Genomic DNA, 22,812 nt, shown 5'->3' with positions numbered 1-22,812 from the left:
AATCAAACTCAAATGGTGTTGACAAACAATAAAGAACACAACAAAGCAGCGGACAGCTACCCCTCCCCTTCATAGAAGGAAGAGGCTACCCGCCGCTTTCTGTGACAGTTGAAGGGACTGTGCAGTTGCGAGGCAGTCTGTTGTAATCTGAGTTGAAGCAGCGATCACTCTTCTGTACTTTCCACGTCCAAGCGTGTTTCAACGACTAAACAGTTGCTGTCGTCTGACTCTTAAGTACGCCCAAACTGGGAACTGATAAAACTCAATCACTAGCCATCCAATAATCCCTAAATGGCATAAGAACGTTAACCCAGTCCAAGCTGCTGGAAGCCAAGCCAACCGACTACCGGAAGCTGGGGGAAACGTGTAGGCGGATAAACCAATCAAGGTGGTAGGCAGGACTACAAAGCCAATAGCGAACAGCCAGTAAGTCCATCCCCATTCAACTCCCTCTAGATGTGCGCCTGTCCAATTTCTGCCATTCCAAAGCCAGATTAGAGGCGGTTGCCTAGCTGGCATTTTGATAAGCTGTCGTTCTAGATCAGCCGTAAAAATATGACGACAGCAGTCACAAGCCATCGCGTCCATTAACGGCATCGCTTTGAGTTGGTTTAAGCGACAGACGGGACAGGGATAAACCCCTTGATAGTCAAAAGGGTGTTTTTTGTTCTTTGAACTGTACATTGGAAAAGCAATCTCGCTTTTAGTCTGCCCTTCCTGATATCCGTTAAGTTTTGGTTACCAGAAGGATAAGTAGTGGCTATGTTGTGATCATACCTAGAGTCGTTTTGTTGATTTTGCAGGCGTGACAGATTACGCCAGTAGCTAGGTAGCAAAGTGGTGAGAAACCTTAGCCTTGATACACTAGAGGCTCAACGGCTCAAAAAGAAGGCTCGTCTACCATATTTAGAGGTGAATTTACAAAAACTTTACATGGGTAGAAGTAAAATACATTATCTCTTGATGAAAGCTCCTCTGCCGCTCGGCATAATTATGAATAACTAAACAAGTAGCACTCGATGAGAGCCGAAGCCAAGATGATTGCACTAAACAACGTCAACGTCTCTGCAAGCCACCAAGTTATCTCAGATGTCAAGCCGCAGTCAGGCATCTTATCAGAACGAGCAGCGATCGCACTTTGTAGTTTAGGCGTAGCAGTGTTTGCTATCCCCATCTTGGTAGTCATTCAGATTTGCAGTGGTTTGTTCTGGGGAGGAATGACTGTTTATCAACTACTCAACGGTTCTGGAGTCAATGGCTTGGACGAGATTTGAGATAAGAAACGTTGAGCGCTACTTTCTCATCCTGTGCTAGTAAGGAAGTGACACCGATGGCAAAGTTTGCTCAATAGAATTTAAAACCGAGAAAAGCCGCCTCCCCCATACTTTACCTGGCTCATGAATCGCCTCAAAGTTGCCTCTCTAGTTGGGTACACAAGAGTCGGATAAAGTATAAATATTTCCAACGTTGAAGAAAGGTTTCTAATATTTCCATAGGTGAATGCCGCTGTAAAGTTCTTAGCCAATGGCTGATAGACTTTACAGTGGCTTATTTGGCAGGGCAGAGGATAAGCGATCGCCCAAATAAGCCTTAGCGAAATTTAATTATTACACGCTCCTAAATAGCAGATCTTGAAGCGATCCTCCAGACTGAGGTGCAAGAGAAGCACCTTTTGTCTCGCTTCATGGAGAGAGTTACGCTCAAACTGCTCATTAACTTGTGTTCCTCTGGAAGTGTCCCTTGTTCAGCTTGAATCATAAATTTTTAGGCAGCGACTTAATAAGTATCGATTAAGACAGGCTCATTTACGGGCTTTTATTTTAGGAAATTGCTAACTTAGTCAAAGTTTAGTTTTCTAAAAATTGCTAAGACTTAAAGTATGCAGACAGTTACTACTCTGATCAATCGTTTCTTCGGTTCTAAAGATTTATCAGCTTTTCCTGCCAAAGGAGAATTTGTTAAAGGGATTAACTTCAATGGTAAAGCGATTACAGTCGATGGATATCCTTGGATAGCTTACAGTGATGCTTTAGCCGAAGGCTTATCTGTGCCTGATTCTATTGCTACTGAAACTGGGGTAAAACCTAAACCAGGTGTCAACCGTGGCATGAAAAAAATGTTGAATACTGTGGTTTGCAAAAGGCATAAGCTCGAAATTAGTCAGAGTGTGCCTAATGGTAGCTATGAAGTCTATTTATGGATTATGGAAAACTACGCTTCTAATCACCATGAAATGAATGTGATTTTGGACGGTCAAACAGTGGACAAAGGTATTGCGAAGCTGGAGGTTAATAAGTGGGTGAAATATGGTCCCTACGCGACTACAGTAACTGATGGGTCTTTGAATCTAGCGCTATTAACCACCAATCCTGAAAGAGATGCTCATCTAATGGGCATGGCTATCTTCAGAGTCTAGTGCAAGAAGGCAGCAGGCAGCAGGCAGCAGGAACATTGCTTGTAAGGTAAGCTTTTTAACCTTTTTCAACTGGATAGTTATTTGGGTCACACTGCACTAGTTTTTTTGAGGTTATATAAAAAAGTCGTCTCAGACTCAGCTCAAGATTTCCCTCCTGTGAGTAGGGGAACTCTAGAGCAGAAAGTGCTATTCTCCACAGTGAGTGTGTTGTGTGAGGAAAAGTGAGTTATGGTTACATCCCCCGCCCGGACTCAGGGCTTACGTCGTTTTGAATTGTCGCGCCGTCATCAGCAGTCTTCTTCAACGGATGTTGGTCTAGCGAGCCTACCCTTAACGCTACCAGCAACACCCTTATTTGGTACCGATGGCATTCGGGGACGAGTAGGAGACTTGTTAAATGCTGATTTGGCGTTACAAGTTGGGTTTTGGGCAGGTCAGGTGCTACTCGCCTCAGCACCAGCACCTGGACCCGTGATTTTAGGGCAGGACTCTCGAAATTCAAGTGATATGTTGGCAATGGCTCTTTCTGCTGGTTTGACATCGGCAGGGTTAGAGGTGTGGAACTTAGGGCTATGTCCAACTCCTGGTGTTGCCTATCTCAGCAGCGTTACCAATGCTGTTGGTGGGATTATGATTTCTGCTAGTCATAATCCTCCGGAGGATAACGGAATTAAGTTTTTTAGTTCAGAAGGTACGAAGCTACCATCAGCGTTGCAACAGCAGATTGAAGCAGGCTTGAGGAGTGGGGTAGGCAGCGCCATGCCCATTCATACTTGTGGACAGCATTACAATAGACGCGAGTTAGTTGCGGCTTATGTTGAATCCCTGCGGTGTCCTCTAGAATCTGTAACGGATTTACGAGGGATGCGAATTGTGCTGGATTCAGCTTGGGGTGCTGCTGCACAACTGGCGGGGCAAGTGTTTACCCAAATGGGTGCAGATGTAATTTGCTTGCATGACGAGCCAGATGGCGATCGCATTAATGTTAATTGTGGCTCGACTCACCTGAATCCCCTCAAGGAAGCTGTACGCAAGCACTCTGCTGATATGGGCTTCGCGTTTGATGGTGATGCCGACCGAGTGATGGCAGTAGACGCAACAGGACGTGTGGTCGATGGAGATTACATTCTCTATCTCTGGGGCAACACCCTGCGCCAAAACGATCAGTTGCCTGATAATTTGATTGTGGCAACAGTTATGGCAAACCTAGGCTTTGAGAGGGCTTGGGAACAGTTGGGTGGTAAATTCGTGCGTACTGCCGTTGGTGACCAGTATGTTCAGGCAGAAATGTTACGCACTGGAGCGATGCTAGGAGGTGAGCAATCAGGACATATACTCTGCCATCACTACAGCAGCACTGGGGATGGACTACAGACAGCTCTACACATAGCATCTTTGGTGCGTCAATCAGGTGCTTCTTTATCGCAGTTAGTAGACCAAAGCTTCCAGACTTACCCGCAGTTACTATGTAATGTGCGAGTCGAAGACCGCGATCGCAGATTACAGTGGCAACAGTGTGATGCTCTGACAAATGCGATCGCTCAAGCTGAGACAGCGATGGCAGACCAAGGACGGATTCTGGTTCGTGCTTCCGGTACTGAACCCCTAATCCGTGTCATGGTAGAAGCCGCCGATGCCCAAGTGGCAGAACACTGGGCATCTGAACTCGTTCTAGTAGTACAGCAATATATTGCTTAGTAGTCTATCAAGTTGAATTGAACGGTTAAAACTAACACAGGGACGCGGAGATTTCTCTACAAAATCTCTCCGCGTCTTCTGTTTCTACCCCTGTAAAATAGTTAAGCTTGCGCCAGAGTAATTACTGTAACTTCTGGTGGACAAAATAGGCGTCCTGGTGGGTAGGTGCCTAAGCCGCGATTGACATACAACTGGTTTTGTCCAACCTGATGCAGCCCCTTCGTCCATTCCCAATGCTTCACTACCCTGACACACTCTTTCATGTAAGGTATCCGGCGCTGCACTGATTTGGGAAGATATTGCTCAAGTATTTTAAACACAAGTGGCGCTGGTCCAAATCCTGGGATGATGATCTGACCACCATGGGTATGACCCGACAACTGTAAATCCACTCGCCATTGCCGTAAAGGTTCAGCACTATCAGGATTGTGAGACAAGACGATGCAAGGTGTCTGAGGGCTGAGTTGATTCATCACGGGGGCAGGATCGAATTCTCGTGACCAGAAATCAGCCAGTCCGACCAAGGGTAATTCTGGCCCCAAGGGATAGGCGATCGCATTCCATAAAACTTCTACGCCGATACTAGTGAGAGCATCAGTCACTTGTGCTTTTGACGAGTGAAAACAAAGGTCATGATTGCCCAGTACAGCATAGATTCCCACGCGACTTTGTAAGTGCTTCAACCGCTGTACAAGCTGATGTACGGGAGATGGGTCGTCAGTCACGTAGTCGCCCGTCATAACGACTAAATCAGGTTCAGCTTGATTACTCGCTTCAATCGCTTGAGCTAGCAGACCTTCTGATAGCCGCAAGCCATCATAATGAAAATCCGAAAGCTGTACAATTTTTGTACCTTGTAACGACGCTGGTAAATCAGCGATCGCAATGGTCATCTTCTCAACAGTGACTGAGCCTGCAAATACCCAATTCATTTGGCTGACTTTCCCTTCCTCAAAAGCGCGATTCCAGCATAGCTCAGAGATTTACTTTCCTGGGTAGGACAGACTGATATCTAATGTTGGAGACAAAAGGAGAAACCATCTATAGGTCGGTACTCATACCTTTACCCTACTGCTTCACCTGAATAACTCCCACAACTAAAGTTTCTAAGATTCAGGGTTCTTTATCATGTCTTGTTTTTAGTTATAGTTCTGAGCTGGTAAATATAGAAGTAAAGTAACCGGATGCTAATTTTGTTCTAATCAACAATGATTTATCTCAGCCACGATTGTTGTATGAGCATTGAAGACAACAGCATCTATCTAAAGGTATAAAATCTTATGACTAAATCACAAGACAGTCTAGATCAAGCCCAGTTTGTTCTGTTTCACTGCAACCACACTGTCTCGGTAAGCAATACAGTCTGCCAAAAAGCATGAAAGAACTGATTTTAAGTAGTCCACTAATTCTCGTTTTCCTAGTAGCAATTGGCTTAATATATGTTCTTGTTATTTTTCATTATGCAGGAACCAACAAAAAATTAGCTTCAAATTTAGAAAAACTTTTTTTTGGCATTTTTATTATTAGTATATCAGGTGCTACAGGTGTCTCCATTCTTCCCTTTAACAAACTAAACCCTCAGGTTTTAACACTTGCCAGTACAACGTTACCTACAATAGCTGGAAATATCGGTCTGTATGTACTTGGTTTCTTTATTGTAATTTCGCGTCTTCGTTATACCCTGAAAGATTCAATTCAGGTTCTAGCAAACATTATTGTTAAAGAACCTTTTTTGTTTGTGCTGCTCTTAATGATTGAGCTATCTTGTTTGTGGTCAAATGCACCCCTTTTTACCTTAAAGACGAGTGTTGTTTATTTAGTTGTTTCATTATTTGCTGTTTACTTGGGTAAGCAATATTCTTGGCAAGAAATTTATCCGCTGTGGCGTTGGATTAACATAATTGTCGTCATCCTCAGCTTTGTTGAATCCTTAAAAGGAGACCCAGGTGCAAACTGGAGCGGTATCTTAGGACACAAGAATCAGTTTTCCTTTTTCATGGCTCAAAGCGCAATGTTGTGGTTAATGCACGCTGTTTATTCACCGAAGCAACGTCGCCTTTCTATTGGCTTTCTTGCTTTGTCATTAATTGCACTACAAAAAGGAGGCAGCGGTGCCAGTAAAGTTTTAATGGTAGTATTAATTAGCCTATGGGGATACTTCGGATTTGTCAAAAAGCTGAAAGTACAATGGGCTTTTGTGTCTGTGATTCTTTTTATGATTTTGAGTATTTGTATAACAATTCTAGTTACAGAAAACCTAGAATTTATTGTTGTCGATACTCTTAATAAAGATTTGACTCTCACGGGACGGACAGATTTCTGGCCGATCATTGTCGATAAAATCAATCAGAGTCCCTTGTTAGGGTACGGAATCGCTGGCTTTTGGCAACCCTGGCGAGGAGCCGATGATCCAGGCAGTGAGATTATTGTTGCCGCTACCCAGTTTCAACCACCTCATTCTCACAATGGCTTTTTAGACCTTGGTCTAGAGTTAGGTTGGTTGGGAGTATCACTCTATGCTTTATCCTTCTTCAACAATGTTGCAAAGGCAGTTGTTTATTTAGGTAGGACTCGCTTACCTGAAGCTGGACTACCACTTTTGTTGTTGACCTACACCCTAATGACTAATTTAACTGAAACAGGGCTTCTTGGAGCAAACAGCATTTGGTTTTGGTATGTAGTGACGACGGTAAGATTAACGTTGGATACTTCGGGAAAGAGCATAGCCTAAAACTAAGCATTGTGTGAATAGCTGAGGAGTTACCTAAACATTTATCAAGAAAATTTAAAAGAGGGATTGATGTGATTTGGTGGCTACGTGTATTCCACTTTAAAAAACCTACTCTTTTGTAATGGATTGAACGTTTTAATGTTAAAGAATCTCACTGCCATTAGTCAAAAACTAACCCCTAATCTCCGACAGATTCTTGGTAATACAGCTTGGCTATTTACAGAGAAGATTGTGCAGATGGGTTTAGGTCTGCTGGTTGGAGTTTGGGTTGCTCGTTATTTGGGTCCAGAGCAATTTGGTCGCTTTAATTATGCAACTGCATTAGTGGGATTATTTGGTCCGTTTGCCAAACTTGGACTAGATAGCATTGTTATACGAAACCTAGCGCGTGACTCGTCTTACAAAAATGAAACTCTTGGTACGGCTTTTGTACTAAAGCTGATTGGCAGTATTGTGATGTTATTTGTAGCAGTTGGGGTGATTACAATTTCTACTCCAGATGCTACAGCTAACAACATAGAAGCGCGGTGGTTAGTAGGAATTGTTGCAGCGGGTGCAATTTTCCAATCCTTTGAAATTATTGATTACTGGTTTCAGTCGCAAGTTCAGGCAAAATATTCAGTTTGGGCGAGGAACGTTGCCTATGTAGTGATCAGTGTGGTCAAAGTGGTCTTAATTCAGACAAAAGCACCACTTGTAGCTTTTGCGATCGCTATGGCTACAGAATATGCTTTAAGTGCTATTGGTTTCGTCATTACTTACCAACTTCAAGGCAATTTGATCAAGGCATGGCAAGTTAATCTTAGGTATGCAAAATTATTACTTAAAGATAGTTGGCCTCTCATTTTATCCGGCATAGTCATTATGATCTATATGCGTATTGACCAGATTATGCTGGGACAAATGGTTGGCGATAAATCAGTGGGTATTTATTCAGCAGCTGTAAAGATATCAGAGTTATGGTATTTTGTACCAGCAGCCATTGTGAATTCCGTATTTCCGTCGATAGTGCAAGCTAAGCAAATTAGTGAGACTGTCTATTATGAGCGGATGCAAAAACTTTTTAATGTAGTAACTGTCTTGGCTTATGCTGTTGCTATTCCGGTTACATTTTTGTCTGATCGAATTGTTACATTGATTTATGGTGAATATTATCTCGAAGCTGGGGCAATCTTAAATGTGCATATTTGGTGTGGTTTATTTGTATCTCTAGGAGTAGCCAGGGAGATTTGGTTAACAACAGAAGGATTAATGAAATTCTCTGCAGCAACAACAGCAGTTGGAGCCGCTGTTAATGTTGTTTTAAACTATTTTCTTATTGATAAATATGGGGGCTTAGGAGCTGCCTTTGCTACTGTAGTGGCACAAATTCTTTCTGCTTATGCTGTTGGAGCCTTTTATCCAAGAACAAGGAAAATTTTTATCCATCAGACAAAAGCAATTACCTTGATTGGATTATTTAATAGATGATCTAAAATTCAACTTTTAAGTTTGTCTATGAAAAATGTTTATCAAAACTATTGGAAATGTAATCAATTCAGAGTTTATTCTTACAGGAGTGTGTTAAATGAACAAAAAAATTAAATCTGTACTCAGACCTTACTGGTCTATTTTTAAAGACACGATTAGAACGGTAAAAGGTTTATTAATTAAACCAATCCAAACCTTGCCAATTAGTTCAGAAGTCATTGGACCTCCAAAAGGATTTTACGATTCAACACAGAAGTGGCTAGCAACAAATGAGCCTCCTCAAAATAGCTCTCAAGGAAGCTACAAAGAGATTTATCCAGTTCATCTAATCCGTCGAGCAAAACCAGGAACCTTGGATAAAGATGTTCATTGGAAATTTAAGATTGAATATGAACGTGAAATATCTCCTTCCTTTATTGCGGTAATTCCACAAGGACGAGTTTGGGTTAATAAAGGAAAAATTGTTGATTATACTGCTGTTATTACGGCAGATGATTGTCTTTTATCCGAGTTATCTATCGAGTTTGGTAGACTACCGAATAATCACTCAATTTTTACTGAATGGAAGTTACCTCCTGTACATACCATCGAAGGAACAGCCGCTGTTCTTACCTCAGCTAAAGCGAATATCTATTTCCATTGGATGACAGATTTGCTACCACGCATCGAGTTACTACGCCGTAGTGGTATTGCCTTAGATAGTATAGACAGCTTTATTGTTAATAGTTACAAATCTCCTTTTCAGAAAGAAACCCTAACGACTTTAGGTATTCCACCTAGTAAGATTGTTGAAAGCTCTAAGAACCAACATATAAAAGCAGATAAGCTAGTAGCCCCCTCGCTACCAAGCTTACCGGGAAATCCTCCACTTTGGGTTTGTGACTTTCTCCGGGAAGAATTTTTAACTACGGTTCAGGCAGGAACAGTACTTCCTAATGTGGATAAACCAGAACATATTTACATTAGTCGGGCTACTGCCAGCTATCGTCAGGTGATTAATGAAGCAGAGGTAGCGAACTTTTTAAGCCAACTAGGATTTCAAACCGTAGCACTAGAGTCTCTAACGGTAGCTGAACAAGCCGCGATTTTTAATTCAGCAAAGGTTATCGTTGCGCCCCATGGTGCGGGACTTACTAATACAGTATTCTGCCAACCAGGAACCAAAATAATTGAATTCTTTTCACCTAAGTACGTGAATGTTTGTTATTGGGCATTGGCTAATCAAGTTAACTTGGACTACTACTACTTACTCGGTGAAGGACAAAGTCCGCCTGAAGGAGTAGATCCTCATTTATCGGGAGAAGATATTTTTGTAAACGTAGACTCATTATCCAAAGTTATGAAAGCTGCTGGGGTTGCGTAATTTTTTTAAACCAAAATTTTTTAGAGAAGGTTTAGCCAGCAGTATTGAGCATCATACAAGTTATGCTGCTATATTTGATTTGGCTCAAAGCTACCCTTGCCAAAGAGTTTAGGATGAAATATGTATGGCTAATTGGGACTTAAAAACGCCTGTGGTCTTGATGATTTTCAATAGACCTGATACGACAGAAAAGGTGTTTGAGAAAATTCGTCAAGCCAAACCATCTTTACTCTTAGTGATTGCAGATGGTTCCCGTGCAGATAAGCCTGGTGAAGACCAGAAGTGTGCGGCGGCTCGTGCAATTATAGAGCGTGTGGATTGGGATTGCCAAGTTTTAAAAAACTACTCTGAAATTAATTTGGGTTGCGGTCTGCGTCCATCAACAGGCTTGGATTGGGTATTTAACACAGTTGAAGAGGCAATTATTTTGGAAGATGACTGTGTCCCACATCCTACATTTTTTCGCTTTTGTGAAGAATTGCTGGAGCGCTATCGTCACGATGAACGGATAATGTCGATATCTGGGCAAAATGTCCAATTTGGACAGCAGCGAAGTGATTATAGCTACTACTTCTCTCGCTACAACCATTGTTGGGGATGGGCAACTTGGAGACGAGCTTGGCAGTACTATGATTTTGATATGAAACTTTGGTTAGAAATTCGGGACAATAATCTCCTTAAGGATATATTAGTAGACCCTGACGCTACAAAAAGTTGGACAAATATTTTTCAGTCAGCTTATGAAAAATGCCACAATACTTGGGATTACCAATTTACCTTTGCTTGCTGGGTTCAAAATGGTCTTAATATTATAGCGAATGCAAATTTGGTTTCTAATATTGGTCATGGTTCAGAGGCAACCCATACCAATGATGAAAGTAGTCCTTTTAGTAATATGCTAGCTGAAGCCATAGATTTTCCTTTAGAACATCCACCTTTTATTGTTCGTAATCAGCAAGCTGATGACTTTACAGAAAATATTTTATTTAATTATCACCCTCGGCTATTCAAGCGAGTACAAAGGAAAATAAAAAATATAATAAAACCTATAAAATATGGATAATTTAAGAATATTAGTTTCATCACAAGTATTAAATTTTAGAAAGACCAAATAAAGCTATTCATGATTAAGGTTTTGCATCTTAGTAATTCTGATGATGGTGGGGCTGGACGAGCCGCTTTACGATTAAGTCAGGGTTTATGGAAGATGGGTGTAGATTCTCAGGTTTTAGTGCAGTTTAAGTCTGGGGATGATAAAGCCGTTCTGGCTCCACAAAGTAGCTTAGAAAAGGTAATTTTGAAGTTAAAAGTGACTGAGTATCTAGATAAATTACCGTTAAAGTTTTATCGTCAGCGCGATCGCACCGACTTTTCCCCTGAGTTACTCCCCGATGCGATCGCATCAAAAGTCGCTCAACACAATCCAGATATCATTAATCTGCATTGGGTATGCAATGGATTCCTAAAAATCGAAACCTTGGCTAAGTTTACTCAACCCTTGGTTTGGACGCTCCATGATATGTGGGCGTTCACAGGTGGGTGTCATTATAGTCAAGAGTGCGATCGCTATACGGATTCCTGCGGGGCATGTCCCATACTGCACAGCGATCGAAATTGGGATTTGTCGCGCTGGATTTGGCAGCGTAAAGCCAAAGCTTGGAAGGATCAGAATTTAACAATCGTTACTCCCAGTTCCTGGTTAGCAAAGTGTGCAAGTTCCAGTTCTCTTTTCAAGAATCTGCGTGTTGAGGTGATTCCCAATGGACTTGATACGCGAAAGTACAAGCCAGTACAGCGACAGATAGCGCGAGAACTCCTAAATTTACCTCAAGACAAATATCTTGTCCTATTTGGAGCCATGTATGCCAGTAGCGCTCGCCGCAAAGGATTTCATCTACTTCAGCCAGCCTTGCAAAGCTTGAGCCAGTCTGGATGGCAAGACAGAATTGAACTTGCAGTTTTTGGTGCCTCTGAGCCGACAGAGCCGATTGAACTAGGTTTCAAGTCTCATTATTTGGGTAAACTTAGCGATGAAATTTCTTTGGCACTAGTCTATGCGGCTGCCGATGTCTTTGTCGCACCGTCCCTTCAAGACAACTTACCCAATACTGTAATGGAAGCGATCGCTTGTGGAACCCCTTGTGTTGCTTTTAATATCGGCGGTATGTCTGAGATGATCGAACATCACGTTAATGGCTATCTTGCACAACCTTACCAAATAGAGGATTTAGCTCAAGGAATTGCCTGGGTGATTGAGAATCGAGAACGTCACCAAAAATTATGCGATCGCGCCCGCGAAAAAGCCGAACAAGAATTTACCCTAGAAATACAAGCGCGTCGCTACGAGTCTGTTTATCAAGAACTCAAGCAAACCTCCAAGTTCTCAGGGAACTGAACCTGTCTTCTTTGGAGAATACGCGAAAAAAAGCGATCGGGCATTAGGCGTATCGTTGAAGCAAGCGGTCAACCGCTAATGATCGGGGTGTATGGCAATACTTTAAAATAGAAGGCTTCTTGCCGATTAACCTTATAGAGAGCCAGGATTCCCAGCTAATCAACAATGAAAACCCCTGTTACCTTAATTATCTTCAACCGACCTAATCAGACGGAGAAGGTGTTTGAGGTCATTCGCGAAGCCAAACCACCTAAGCTATTAGTCATTGCTGACGGTCCCCGTGCCGAGCGACCGGGTGAAGAGGAAAAGTGCGCGGCGGCTCGTGCAATTATAGAGCGTGTGGATTGGGATTGTGAAGTTTTCAAGGACTACTCAGATACTAATTTGGGTTGCGATCCCCGCATTATCAAGGGATTAAATTGGGTGTTTGATACCGTTGAAGAGTCAATTATCCTAGAAGATGATTGTGTCCCCCATCCCACATTTTTTCCCTATTGCGAAGAACTACTAGAGCGTTATCGACATGATCAACGAATCATGAACATCTCTGGACAAAATGTTTTATTTGGACGAAAGCGAACAGACTATAGCTACTACTTCTCTCGCTTTACACTTTGTTGGGGATGGGCAAGCTGGAGAAGGTCATGGCAGCACTTTGATGCTGACGTTAAACTTTGGCCAGAAGTTCGAGACGGGAATTTTATTAAAGATATATTAGAAGACCCTTATGCTGTAAAAGTTTGGGGAAGAACTGTTCAGCTTCTTTATGATGGACATCTACCAGCCTGGGATTTTAAATGGATGTTCAACTGCTGGATTCAAAATGGTTTATGCATCATTCCACAAGAAAACTTAATTACTAATATTGGTCATGATGCAGACGCTACTCATACCAGTGACGAAAAAAGTCCTTACAACAAGATGGCAACAGAAGCCATGAGTTTTCCTTTAAAACATCCACCTTTTGTCGTTCGTGATTTGCAAGCCGATAAGTTTACCCAAAAAACACTCTTTGACTATGATCCGAACTTATTCAAGCGAGCGAATAGGAAAATAAAAAAGATATTGAAGATATGAGCTAAGAAGGAGATGTACTCTTTTGGATTCCAGAACAATTCATGGTTCTTTAGACAGACGACAAACGACAAATAACAAACAACAAATAACTCTTACCTGCTGAGGAAAAACGAGTGAGTGCAATACGTTTTGAGGAAGTGTTCCTAAAATTTCCGGGTGCGTCCCATCCGGCGGTTAATGGCTGTACTTGTGAAGTTGAAGCTGGTGAATTGGTCGTAATTCTAGGGCCATCCGGGTGTGGGAAAACAACACTTCTCAAAATGGTCAATCGTTTGTATGAGCCAACCTCAGGGACGATTTACCTTGACGGGACAGACATCCGCAAGATGAAAGTTACGAAGTTACGCCAACAGATTGGCTACGTGATTCAGCAATCAGGATTATTTCCTCACATGACTGTTGCTGAGAATATTGCTGTAGTGCCGAAGCTTTTGGGTTGGTCTAGGACACAATACCAACCTCGAATTGATGAGTTGCTGACATTAATTGAGCTACCACCTCAAGACTACCGTAACCGTTACCCGTCCCAACTATCTGGTGGTCAGCAGCAGCGAGTTGGTTTGGCACGCGCCTTGGCAGGTGACCCAAAGGTGATGTTGATGGATGAGCCATTTGGGGCAATTGATGCGATTACTCGTGAGACTCTACAAAATGAGATTTTGCGTCTTCAGCGTCAACTCAAGAAAACAATTCTGTTTGTTTCCCATGATGTTGAGGAAGCGCTACGTCTGGCTGACAAAATCATGATTTTGCAAAAAGGTCAGATTGTGCAGTTTGATACGCCATTTAACATCTTGACGCGACCAGCCAATGCTTTTGTGCATGAACTGGTGGGGGCGGATGATATGGTGCGTCAGTTGAGTTTGCTGCGCGTTGAGACAGCAATGATTGATGTGCCTCAAAACCACCAGCCTCAAAGTGAGCATACGATCGCACGACATGATAATTTACGTCAAGCCCTCTCGCTTCTACTGCGAACGGGTGCCCAGAAACTCACTGTACTGGATGGGGGTAATGCTGTCGGTGTCCTTACCCTGGAACATATTCGTGATTCTGCGAGTATGGGCGCAGGTGTTTAAGGGGTTTTTAGTCCTTGGGATTGATGCGCTGAGATAAACCCAAACCTTCAACCAGCAACGAGAAATTGGCATGGGCTACATCTTTAAAAATCCTGGAACTGTTTTTGGTTATCTGCTGGAACATCTACAGATGACGGGTTTAGCGGTGCTGATTTCTGTCGCGATCGCATTACCCTTAGCATTGCTGGTTACTCGTTACCGTTGGCTGAATGTGCCAGTCCTCGGTGTCCTCGGAACGCTCTATACAATACCGAGTCTGGCGCTCATTATCTTACTGGTGCCACTTTTTGGGTTGAATCGCCAGTCAGTGGTTGTTGCGATGATTATCTATACCCAAGTGATTTTGGTGAGGAACTTCTCAGTAGGACTGCAATCAGTTCAACCCGCCGTCATCGAAGCAGCACGCGGTGTGGGGATGAATCCCTGGCAACGCTGGTGGCGGGTACAGGTACCACTGATTTTACCAATTTGTTTAGCCGGAGTGCGTCTAGCAACGATTGTGGCGATCGCAATTGCTGCAATTGGAGCTAAGTTTGGGGCGGGTGGATTGGGAGTGCTGCTATTTGATGGCGTTTCCCAAGGGCGCCCAGACAAGATTTGGGCAGGTGCGATCGCGGTGGCTGTGTTAGCGTTTGCAATTAATGGAATTCTGCTGGGATTAGCGTGGCTGTCTAGTCCAGCGAGAAAAATTCAACAAGCGTCTCGTCGGAAGAGTCGAGTTACTGTACAGGGTTCGCCTGTAGTTTGATCGCAAGAGCGATCGCACTCTCTCGAATGCCAACCCCGATAAAAATGCGATCGCCCAGTTTGGCTGAGTGGATGCGATCGTGTTGCTGAAGGGTTGAGTATTAACGTGGGACAAAAGCTACTTGTGCCAGTTCGTAGATTGTCCACTCAAAAACTCTATTAACAGTAAGAATTACTCAAAAAATATGCATAACTGATAGTCATTTGCGCTAGTTGCATAGTGTAACTCCTAACACCATAAGAATTCCTTATCATTTAAATATAAGGAGTTGGGTGGAAAAGATGAAAGAGATTGAAGACCATGACGATGGAAACCTATTTCCTATACGCCATAAACACAATCCAGATGCATTAACTCAAGAGGAAGTCGCTAGCATTCTACAAGTAGCTGATTCCCACGACCTCTCGAAGGAAGAGACATTAAAATTGCTCTTACGCTTAAGGGATAGGAAAAGAGCCGCTTACGCTAATAAGACAAAGCAGCAAATGGCTTAGCTTTCTTGGGTTTAAATTGAGCTAGAACTAGAATTAAAAGTCAATAAGCAAGGTTGGGCTGATAGCATTAGTATTTTGCTGTTTAGCTTTATCCTCGCAAACCAGGGCACGAAATGTCGTGCCTCTGTTATATGTAATGTAGTTATACAGCGACTTGATATTACTGTTAGTAGCAATTGAGCTGTAGGGAATTGCGTCTTAATCACTAAATCTACTTAAATATAAGAAATAACTGAGTAAAAATTCCTAGACTGATGTTCTAGCCTTACATACTGACTCTTCAGCACTATTGATTGTTCCCAATAAAAATATGTTTAATTAATTTTAAATAAAACCTCAGTAGAACTAGAAGAGTTGTTGTATTTCCCAGAAAAGGTGTACAGTCTATGTAGTTAGTAGCAGAGTGAGTTGACAATTAACGTTCACCTACTCTCCTTTTGTTTTTCTCCCTTCAGAAGCTTTTTAAGACTTGGACTAAACCTAATACTTGGCAAGTATTCGCTAATCTTAGCGTTACTTATTGACGTTTCTCTGGCTTGCCCAAGTCTTACCACTGTTGAAGTACTAATCATCAAAACTCAAAAATGGAAATCGTCGCAATTGTTATTCTTGGTCTTTCCGTACTCATTGGTTTTTCTACCAAGGAGAACCAACCAAAACCTGATACGAATAACGAACCTGATAACGACCCGGATTCGGTTTTTAAGCAACCCTATGATATGGATAGCAGCAAAGAACAACTGACAACAGGCGAGTGACAGGCAGCAAGCCAAAAATAGAAAAACTTTTGGAGTAATTGCTACATAACTGCTTGAGGTGTCACCACAATCTGCCAAGAAGCGGTTTGGGGTACCGTGATGAGAGTTAGTGACAAAACTTCCCCTAGCCACTGCTGCTCACTAATTGTCACACCAGTTACCTCAACGTGACTCCCTGTAACTAATCCCCTCCAAAGAATTTGGAAACTTCGCTCATCTGGCATTCCCTGGTAGCTACCTCGGACTGGCTCACAAGTGAGAAAAAAGCGATCGCCTTCACAACGTTGCGTAAATAGGCGGCGGCTACCCGCATCAGTGCGGTAGGTTGCACTTTCACCGTCATCCTCATAAAAGTCAAGTTTCCCATCTGCTCCTGCATACACTTCCAGGATGAGAGTCGTTGGGGGGGCAGTTCCCACTCGGCGGGAAACTTCCGCTAGTGGCAGAATGGCTCCAGCACGGACAAATACTGGCACCTGATCGAGAGGTGCGTACAAGTTCAAAGGCTGAGATTCTGAATAATAGTTACCCGTAGAACGCTCCCACCAACCTCCAGCAGGTAAGTAAACTGAGCGGTAGCCTCCTGCCTCAACCACAGGAGCGACAAGTAATTGTTCACCCAGTAAAAACTGTGTTGGCACTTGGTAGGCTTCTTTGTCCTCAGGATACGCAAGATACAGAGGACGGCATAAGGGAAGCCCGGTATCATAGCTAACTCGGCTGAAGTGATACAGATAGGGTACAAGTTGGAGCCGTAGCTGCAACGCCTTACGCACAGCATCCTGCACCCAGCGTCCGTAGTTCCAAGGCTCACGCCGACCATGATCGGAATGTAGCCGGACAATCGGACAAAAGCAGCCAAATTGTACCCAACGCACAAATAATTCTGGGTCAATAATTGGAACACCAGGGACATGACCGAAGAATCCCCCTAAGTCATGCGACCAATAATTTACCCCGACATTGCCTGCTCTTGTTGTGAAATCTACCAGGAACCGGAGGACTTCCCAGTGTGAGTAGGTATCAGCCGAGAACTGTACGGGATAGCGATGTGAACCAATGCCACCTGTACGGGAGAGAATCAGAGGGCGACGATTGTGCTGCGCTTCTAAGTGGGTGAAATAAACGTGGTTTGTCCACAACTGGGAGTTGATACCTGGGTAAGGTGCATTTGCGCCATCAATCCACCAAAAGTCGATACCATCCTCTTCGCGAGGACTGTGCAACACCTGCATGAACAAATCTGCCTCAGATTGAGACGCTAGATTGAACAGCAGCCACCCTTCTTCAGAATCAGCATTAATTGGATTATTGGGTTGTTGGTCGTCAGGTTGCCAAGACTCAAAAAACCAGCCAGCCGTCGGGTTCTTCAGGGCGAATACCTTACCCGCTCTAACTTCGGCAGGGTCAAGCCCTCGGCGTTCACACAGAGATTGAAACTGGCTTTCTGTGGGTGATACGCCTTCAACGTGGACATTAGCACCAATATGCAAGCCTGTACCATGCGCCCACTCAAGAAAGGCTCTTGGATTAGGGAAAAAATCGTGATTCCAGTCCCAACCACACCAACCGGAAAGGTGCCAATCGACATCGAGAACTAAGACATCTAGGGGTAGTTCTAGTTCATCAAAGTGCTTAACGAGTTGGCGGTAATCGTCATCGTGCATTTGGTCATAGAGCGAGAACCAGACACCAAACGCCCAACGCGGCAGCATGGGAATACGCCCATACAGTTGTACAAAGTTAGAAAGTGCCTGTGGGTAGTCTCGACCGTAGGCAAAGAAGTACCAATCTTGACAATCAGGGTCGGAACGTTGGGCAAGCCAGCTATCCTTAATTGTGGCGCTGGTTGAATCATCAAGAATGCTATAACCACTGAGGCTAAGCACTCCTGGAGGGAAGTGATGCCATTGTTTCAAGCACTCTTGGACAGAGTCAGGAAGGTCAGCATGACGGTAAGCATCGAGGTACCAAAGGGGCGGTTCTTCAAACCGGGTCGTTTCACCGCGATCGCGTAAATGCCGATGGGCTGCTTTTAAAGGAGTGTAGAGCCATTCATTTGTATAGGGATACTTTTGAGAAACCGAAGCGGGATGAACACCTTGGGGTTGAAAGTTGCGGTGGATGAGGTCGAGGCTTGCTACAGTTCCACCGAGGTTTTCATCATCAACTGTTGAGGGTGTCCAAGTGCCCGACTCGGTTCCACAAGTCCAGTGGATTTGCAGGTTTGCATCGTTGAAGGGTTCATCACTTAGCTGATAGACGATTTGCATCAACTCGGTATGCAGGTGCAGCACTCCCTCGTCTGTCAGGGTGACGTTGGTAAAGGGTATCGCTTCCGGTCGCGTCAGGACAGTTACTGTGGGATTATCTTCAAATTGACCCTTGGCTGACCACTCAAGGCGAACTAAGCCGTTGCTCAAAGCGCTAAAGCATGCGCCCCCACACAAGATGCGCTCGCCAACAAGCTGATAAGTCACAGATGCACTCCCGATAAACTGAAAAGGCTCTACACGTCCAGATTACCAATTGACGTTCTCTCTAACCCTTAAGCGTTATGTCTTTTGCCCTTCGATTACGGCATTAAAGCGGTCTCTTCCTTCGTTGTAATCCTTGCTTTCGTAACCCATTACATGACGGATAATCCATTTTTGAGGTTTACCGTCTTCTAGTAATAATGCGATCGCTTTTCTTAAAATTTCATCGTCATCAATAAAGCATTTCGAGAACCACTCACTAGTTTTTGAGAAACCACGCCTCTCCTCCAAAGTGTTGCACTCAACATAAATCGCTCCTAACAATACCTTGAATGACTTAACGCGAATAATGTCTTGCTCCAGATTGAACCCTGCCAAATCTTCCGGCGTGAGTTGACTAAGATACTCACTCTGCCGTTCATTACTGACAATTTCCTTATATAACTGTATAAGTTGACGTTCACTCACATAAGGTAAGTTGCGATATAGGTAATCAGATGCGATCGCTTTTAGGAGCGCATCACCCAGAAATTTTAGCTGCTTATTTGGTGAGGGACGCTCCTTCAAGTCTTTGAGGTGACGCTCTAGCAACGGAGCAATTAGGTTCTTAACCAACCAGTTACGAGTTTGCGAGAAACCACGATCTAGGTGAATCGCGCCAACTAGAGCCTCAAAACCACTCTCGAAAGGATTGTTCGGTTGCTGCCGGAGGCGATGTCGTTGTTCTGCTAAGCCCAAAAATGGATAAGCTTCCCCTAAACCCAGTTGGAACCAAAGCTTCGTCAGCCTTTCTCTTTCCAGCAGCTTGTCACGCAGCGCTGAAAGGTTACCAACTTCTAGATAAGGACAGTGATGATATAAGTAGTCAGCCGCAACAACGTTTAGAATTGCTTCACCTAAAAATTCCAGACGCTCATTGTTGTTGTCTGGTTCGCTAATTTGCTGAGCATAGGAACGATGACTGAGGGCAAGGTAAAGGATTTCGCTATTCTTGAAGTTGATGCCGATTTTGGCTTCGACTGGCTCAGAATTCCATTCCATGTTGGGGTAATTGGTAACTTGGTGATAAGCGCTTTCTTGCAACAGCCTATTGCCGTTTTAGCCTCGTAGGAGTTGTTTAACTGTACCAACTAGTTCTTGCGGGTGGAATGGCTTAGTCACATAGGCATCAGCACCTTGCTTGATACCCCAATAGCGATCAAATTCTTCCTTCTTGGCTGAACACATGACTACTGCTAAGTTCTGGGTTTGGGAATTGGCTTTGAGCCGACGGCAGACTTCATAGCCATTCATCCGGGGCATGATGATGTCTAGGACAACGAGATCAGGACAAGATGATTGAATTTGCTCTAGTGCTTCAACGCCATCACTCGCAACAATTACGCTTAGTCCACTTCCTTTGAGAAGTGATGAAATCATCTCCCTTTGAGTCAGACTATCCTCCACCACCAGAACTGTGCCCATAAATACCCACCTAGATTGCTTTATTAAATGTTAATGAGAAATGATGATTTTCTGCGAGACCAATGGTTTTTTTTAACTGACTGCAACGAGAGCTAAATCTGCTTTAGCCCGAATTACCAGTTAAAAGTGCCCTTGACAACGTTTCTTATGTTCTCGCAAATTGGTAAGTTTTGTCGGTAGATGGCTAAACTAAAGCCGTCTTGGACGCCCCAAAGTAGTGATATATAGAACAGCCTCATCCGTTGGGATGCCTAAGACTTCATTCACTTGGTCATCAAAGAAACCCGCAATACCGCTTACCCCTAAACCTAGATAGATTGCGGCTAAATTCATTCGTTGCCCCAGATGACCAGCATCCATGTGTAGATAACGATAAGCGCGATCGCCAACTTTTGTCACAGCTTTCTCTAAATCAGCCGTGTGAAACACCACTGCCGCCGCATCTCGTCCTAACTCTTGCCCTAAACACAGGTAGTGCAACTCTCTCCGGAAATTTTTAAATCGAATCTGCCGCAACTCCTGGGCTTTTGGCGCGTAATAGTAACAACCTTCCTCTAAGTTAGTGACTCCAGAAACCGCGACAAAGGTTTCAATTAAGTTCAGATCAAAATAATCGGGTGAACTATCAAGTCCTTGTGCAAAGGAGTGCTGCGGTTGGTAGGTAAAATCTAGTACAGCGTTCAGTTCGTCTAGTGTCAAATTAGCTCCGTTGTAAGCACGGGTGGAGCGTCGCTGGAGAATCGTGTTCGACAGGGCTTGTAGGGGTAAGTCTTCACTTTGCCAATCTATAGGTTTTGTCGCGGTTGAGACTTTAGTGCAGAAGGGAAAGTTGTATTTATCTTCTAATTGTTTCTCTGCATTCGTGTTTGAGTCATCCTTGTCGAGGTTCCAATTCCTGGTATCCTCGATTTGTGTAGCCCGATGCAAGTAGCCCAGTAGTTCTCCCTCAGGAATATTTGGGTAGCTTATTTGAGTTGAAGAGGGCAAAACAGTTGGGGCTGGTGGTAAGTTTTGGCGGGGATTGAGCTGATCGGCTAAAGGTATAATCGCAATCGTTCCTTCAGCATCCGGGTCAAGATACAGTAAATTATTCACCGTCTCATCCGAAAAACCACCTACTAGGTGAGGACGGTAAGCGGTGAGCGAACAAGCTAGCTCAATGTTGCCCAGTAAATGACCTGTATCCAGGAAAATCCGCCGATAGGCTCGATCCTCATAACGCCAAGCTGAACGATGAAAAACGGCTGTAATTACAATCGCCAAGTCAGTGCTTCCCAAGACTGGATGCCAGAAACAAGCATCTTGCAGAACTGCCCAAACCTCACTCTCCCAAAAATGAATCAGAGAGTGGCTACGACACTGATAGTTGTAAAGTCCGGTTGGTAATATAGGAGTGCCACGGGAGACTAAATAAATCTCGGCTGGATACAACCCACCCGCAGAGGGTGCCGCTCGGAGATAGAGGGGTGGACCATTGAGTGTCGGCATCCTTGCTGTCAAACCATAGCTATGAAGAAGTAGTTGCGACAGCCGCCGCCAAGTTTTACCCGGTTCATCGATATAAGCTTCATAGTCTTCCTTTAGGTAGGGTTTTAGGTCAAAGGTGGTACCGACTTTGTATTCTTTATAAGGGACAGGCTGATTTTCCCAGTCTAGTTGTTTGTTTTTAGATGCGATCGTCTCTGGATCGTATTTGGTGCGCTCGTGGTAGTGCTGAGCAATTGATACTCGCCGTTCTGACATAGTGTTTTTATATATTTGGAGCTTTGCTTTTCATCTTGACATTTCACGGCGCTGGACTTGTTATATCAATTTGATGAAGCGCAGCAGAAAACGATCACGGAGGTCTGTAACCAATTGAAGTTATATGCATAATACAGCGCATTTCGTCAAGGTATACAGGAAAGTTTTAGCAAATCTTCGCAAAGATTAAAAAAAAGTTAGAACAAATGTGTCTTTTGCTACAGTGTTCTACTGTTAAGGAAGTACTAAGCATAAATACATATTGATGTTGCAGTAGAAATAACCTCCGAAGAAGCCAGTCAAGGCTTCCCGATTAAAAGCGCCACCGATGAAGAAGATTTCTGGAGCCGAGTTATTGGCTCAATATGCCAGTGGAAAACGAGATTTTAGTGAAGTAGATATCAGCGAGGCTGACTTGTTTGAAGCCAATCTACAAGGAATTGATCTAACTGGCAGCAAGCTGCAAAAAACCTATCTGCCCTACTCTAATCTGAGTCAAGCTGAGTTACAGCAAGCTCAACTTCAATCAGCTCAGTTGAGTGATGCTCAGCTTTACCAAGCCAATTTATCTGAAGCTAACCTAAGGCAAGCAAATTTATTTAGAGCAACTCTCCGTCGTGCCAATTTACGAGGAGCAATTTTGGAAAATGCCAATTTACAAGGAGCAGATCTAGGAAACGCTGACCTCAGTGGTGCGAATTTGAGTAATGCTGATTTGAGTGGAGCAAATCTAGATAGGGCTAACTTATCCCAAGCTCAGTTAAGTGGAAGTAATCTGTTTCGCACCCAAAATGTTGACTTCTCCAATGCCTACTTAGACAGTTCAACGATTTATCCGAATGGGCATCGAACGGATAATCTTCAAACTGGGGAGTAGAGACTGGGTGATGAGTTGACAT

General features: G+C 43.6%; 20 protein-coding genes. 14 read left to right on the top strand and 6 right to left on the bottom strand.

What is annotated here, in order from left to right; all coding sequences use genetic code 11:
* Nucleotides 1–198: 198 nt before the first annotated feature.
* Complete coding sequence (locus H6F98_RS13035; protein ID WP_192219123.1) at nt 199–684, bottom strand: hypothetical protein; 486 nt, start codon at nt 682–684, stop codon at nt 199–201.
* Between the two features lie 353 nt (nt 685–1,037).
* Here H6F98_RS13035 and H6F98_RS13030 point away from each other — a divergent pair, with 353 nt between their 5' ends.
* From H6F98_RS13030 to glmM, 3 genes are all read left to right on the top strand, one after another.
* Nucleotides 1,038–1,274, top strand: coding sequence for a hypothetical protein (locus tag H6F98_RS13030; RefSeq protein WP_192219122.1), 237 nt, complete (start codon nt 1,038–1,040; stop codon nt 1,272–1,274).
* 605 nt (nt 1,275–1,879) lie between these two features.
* Nucleotides 1,880–2,416, top strand: coding sequence for a hypothetical protein (locus H6F98_RS13025; protein WP_192219121.1), 537 nt, complete (start codon nt 1,880–1,882; stop codon nt 2,414–2,416).
* A gap of 228 nt (nt 2,417–2,644) precedes the next feature.
* Nucleotides 2,645–4,114: a phosphoglucosamine mutase gene (gene glmM, locus H6F98_RS13020; RefSeq protein WP_192219120.1), complete on the top strand. Its 1,470-nt coding sequence runs from the start codon at nt 2,645–2,647 to the stop codon at nt 4,112–4,114.
* Nucleotides 4,115–4,215: 101 nt separating this feature from the next.
* On the opposite strand, the gene H6F98_RS13015 is transcribed toward glmM, so the two are convergent.
* Nucleotides 4,216–5,046 (bottom strand): metallophosphoesterase, encoded by an 831-nt coding sequence (locus tag H6F98_RS13015; RefSeq protein ID WP_192219119.1) that lies wholly within the window; start codon nt 5,044–5,046, stop codon nt 4,216–4,218.
* Nucleotides 5,047–5,489: 443 nt separating this feature from the next.
* On the opposite strand from H6F98_RS13015, the gene H6F98_RS13010 reads away from it, so the two are divergent.
* The 10 genes from H6F98_RS13010 to H6F98_RS12965 all read left to right on the top strand — a co-directional run bounded on the left by H6F98_RS13010 (nt 5,490) and on the right by H6F98_RS12965 (nt 16,229).
* Nucleotides 5,490–6,845 carry an O-antigen ligase gene (locus H6F98_RS13010; RefSeq protein ID WP_192219118.1) on the top strand — a complete coding sequence of 452 codons (1,356 nt, stop codon included), beginning with the start codon at nt 5,490–5,492 and terminating at the stop codon, nt 6,843–6,845.
* Between the two features lie 87 nt (nt 6,846–6,932).
* Complete coding sequence (locus H6F98_RS13005) at nt 6,933–8,315, top strand: flippase (RefSeq protein ID WP_313929858.1); 1,383 nt, start codon at nt 6,933–6,935, stop codon at nt 8,313–8,315.
* A 97-nt stretch (nt 8,316–8,412) separates the two neighbouring features.
* On the top strand, nt 8,413–9,678 hold the full coding sequence (locus H6F98_RS13000; RefSeq protein ID WP_192219116.1) for a DUF563 domain-containing protein: 1,266 nt from the start codon (nt 8,413–8,415) through the stop codon (nt 9,676–9,678).
* Nucleotides 9,679–9,802: 124 nt separating this feature from the next.
* The gene (locus H6F98_RS12995; RefSeq protein ID WP_192219115.1) at nt 9,803–10,741 is read left to right on the top strand and encodes a glycosyltransferase family 2 protein; all 939 of its coding nucleotides are present in this window, start codon (nt 9,803–9,805) and stop codon (nt 10,739–10,741) included.
* 63 nt (nt 10,742–10,804) lie between these two features.
* On the top strand, nt 10,805–12,073 hold the full coding sequence (locus H6F98_RS12990; RefSeq protein WP_192219190.1) for a glycosyltransferase family 4 protein: 1,269 nt from the start codon (nt 10,805–10,807) through the stop codon (nt 12,071–12,073).
* Nucleotides 12,074–12,238: 165 nt separating this feature from the next.
* Entirely contained in the window at nt 12,239–13,150 is a 912-nt protein-coding gene (locus H6F98_RS12985; RefSeq protein ID WP_192219114.1) for a glycosyltransferase family 2 protein, read from the top strand.
* Between the two features lie 113 nt (nt 13,151–13,263).
* Nucleotides 13,264–14,229 carry an ATP-binding cassette domain-containing protein gene (locus H6F98_RS12980; protein WP_192219113.1) on the top strand — a complete coding sequence of 322 codons (966 nt, stop codon included), beginning with the start codon at nt 13,264–13,266 and terminating at the stop codon, nt 14,227–14,229.
* Between the two features lie 70 nt (nt 14,230–14,299).
* The gene (locus tag H6F98_RS12975; protein ID WP_192219112.1) at nt 14,300–14,977 is read left to right on the top strand and encodes an ABC transporter permease; all 678 of its coding nucleotides are present in this window, start codon (nt 14,300–14,302) and stop codon (nt 14,975–14,977) included.
* A gap of 281 nt (nt 14,978–15,258) precedes the next feature.
* The gene (locus H6F98_RS12970; protein WP_192219111.1) at nt 15,259–15,471 is read left to right on the top strand and encodes a hypothetical protein; all 213 of its coding nucleotides are present in this window, start codon (nt 15,259–15,261) and stop codon (nt 15,469–15,471) included.
* A 584-nt stretch (nt 15,472–16,055) separates the two neighbouring features.
* Nucleotides 16,056–16,229 (top strand): hypothetical protein, encoded by a 174-nt coding sequence (locus H6F98_RS12965; RefSeq protein WP_192219110.1) that lies wholly within the window; start codon nt 16,056–16,058, stop codon nt 16,227–16,229.
* A gap of 41 nt (nt 16,230–16,270) precedes the next feature.
* On the opposite strand, the gene H6F98_RS12960 is transcribed toward H6F98_RS12965, so the two are convergent.
* The 4 genes from H6F98_RS12960 to H6F98_RS12945 all read right to left on the bottom strand — a co-directional run bounded on the left by H6F98_RS12960 (nt 16,271) and on the right by H6F98_RS12945 (nt 21,913).
* Nucleotides 16,271–18,709, bottom strand: coding sequence for a TIM-barrel domain-containing protein (locus tag H6F98_RS12960; protein ID WP_192219109.1), 2,439 nt, complete (start codon nt 18,707–18,709; stop codon nt 16,271–16,273).
* A 75-nt stretch (nt 18,710–18,784) separates the two neighbouring features.
* Nucleotides 18,785–19,789, bottom strand: coding sequence for a ribonuclease III domain-containing protein (locus tag H6F98_RS12955; RefSeq protein ID WP_242058514.1), 1,005 nt, complete (start codon nt 19,787–19,789; stop codon nt 18,785–18,787).
* A gap of 15 nt (nt 19,790–19,804) precedes the next feature.
* A complete protein-coding gene (locus H6F98_RS12950; RefSeq protein WP_192219107.1) occupies nt 19,805–20,170 on the bottom strand; it encodes a response regulator transcription factor in 366 nt (121 codons plus the stop codon).
* 189 nt (nt 20,171–20,359) lie between these two features.
* Entirely contained in the window at nt 20,360–21,913 is a 1,554-nt protein-coding gene (locus tag H6F98_RS12945) for a SagB/ThcOx family dehydrogenase (RefSeq protein ID WP_192219106.1), read from the bottom strand.
* 328 nt (nt 21,914–22,241) lie between these two features.
* Here H6F98_RS12945 and H6F98_RS12940 point away from each other — a divergent pair, with 328 nt between their 5' ends.
* Nucleotides 22,242–22,790 (top strand): pentapeptide repeat-containing protein, encoded by a 549-nt coding sequence (locus H6F98_RS12940; protein WP_192219105.1) that lies wholly within the window; start codon nt 22,242–22,244, stop codon nt 22,788–22,790.
* The last annotated feature ends 22 nt before the right edge of the window (nt 22,791–22,812 follow it).

It is taken from the genome of Microcoleus sp. FACHB-SPT15 (assembly GCF_014849525.1).
GTDB lineage: Bacteria > Cyanobacteriota > Cyanobacteriia > Cyanobacteriales > Coleofasciculaceae > Symplocastrum > Symplocastrum torsivum.
Note: the sequence above shows the minus strand (reverse complement) of the source record. Positions and strands in the feature narration are given on the sequence as shown.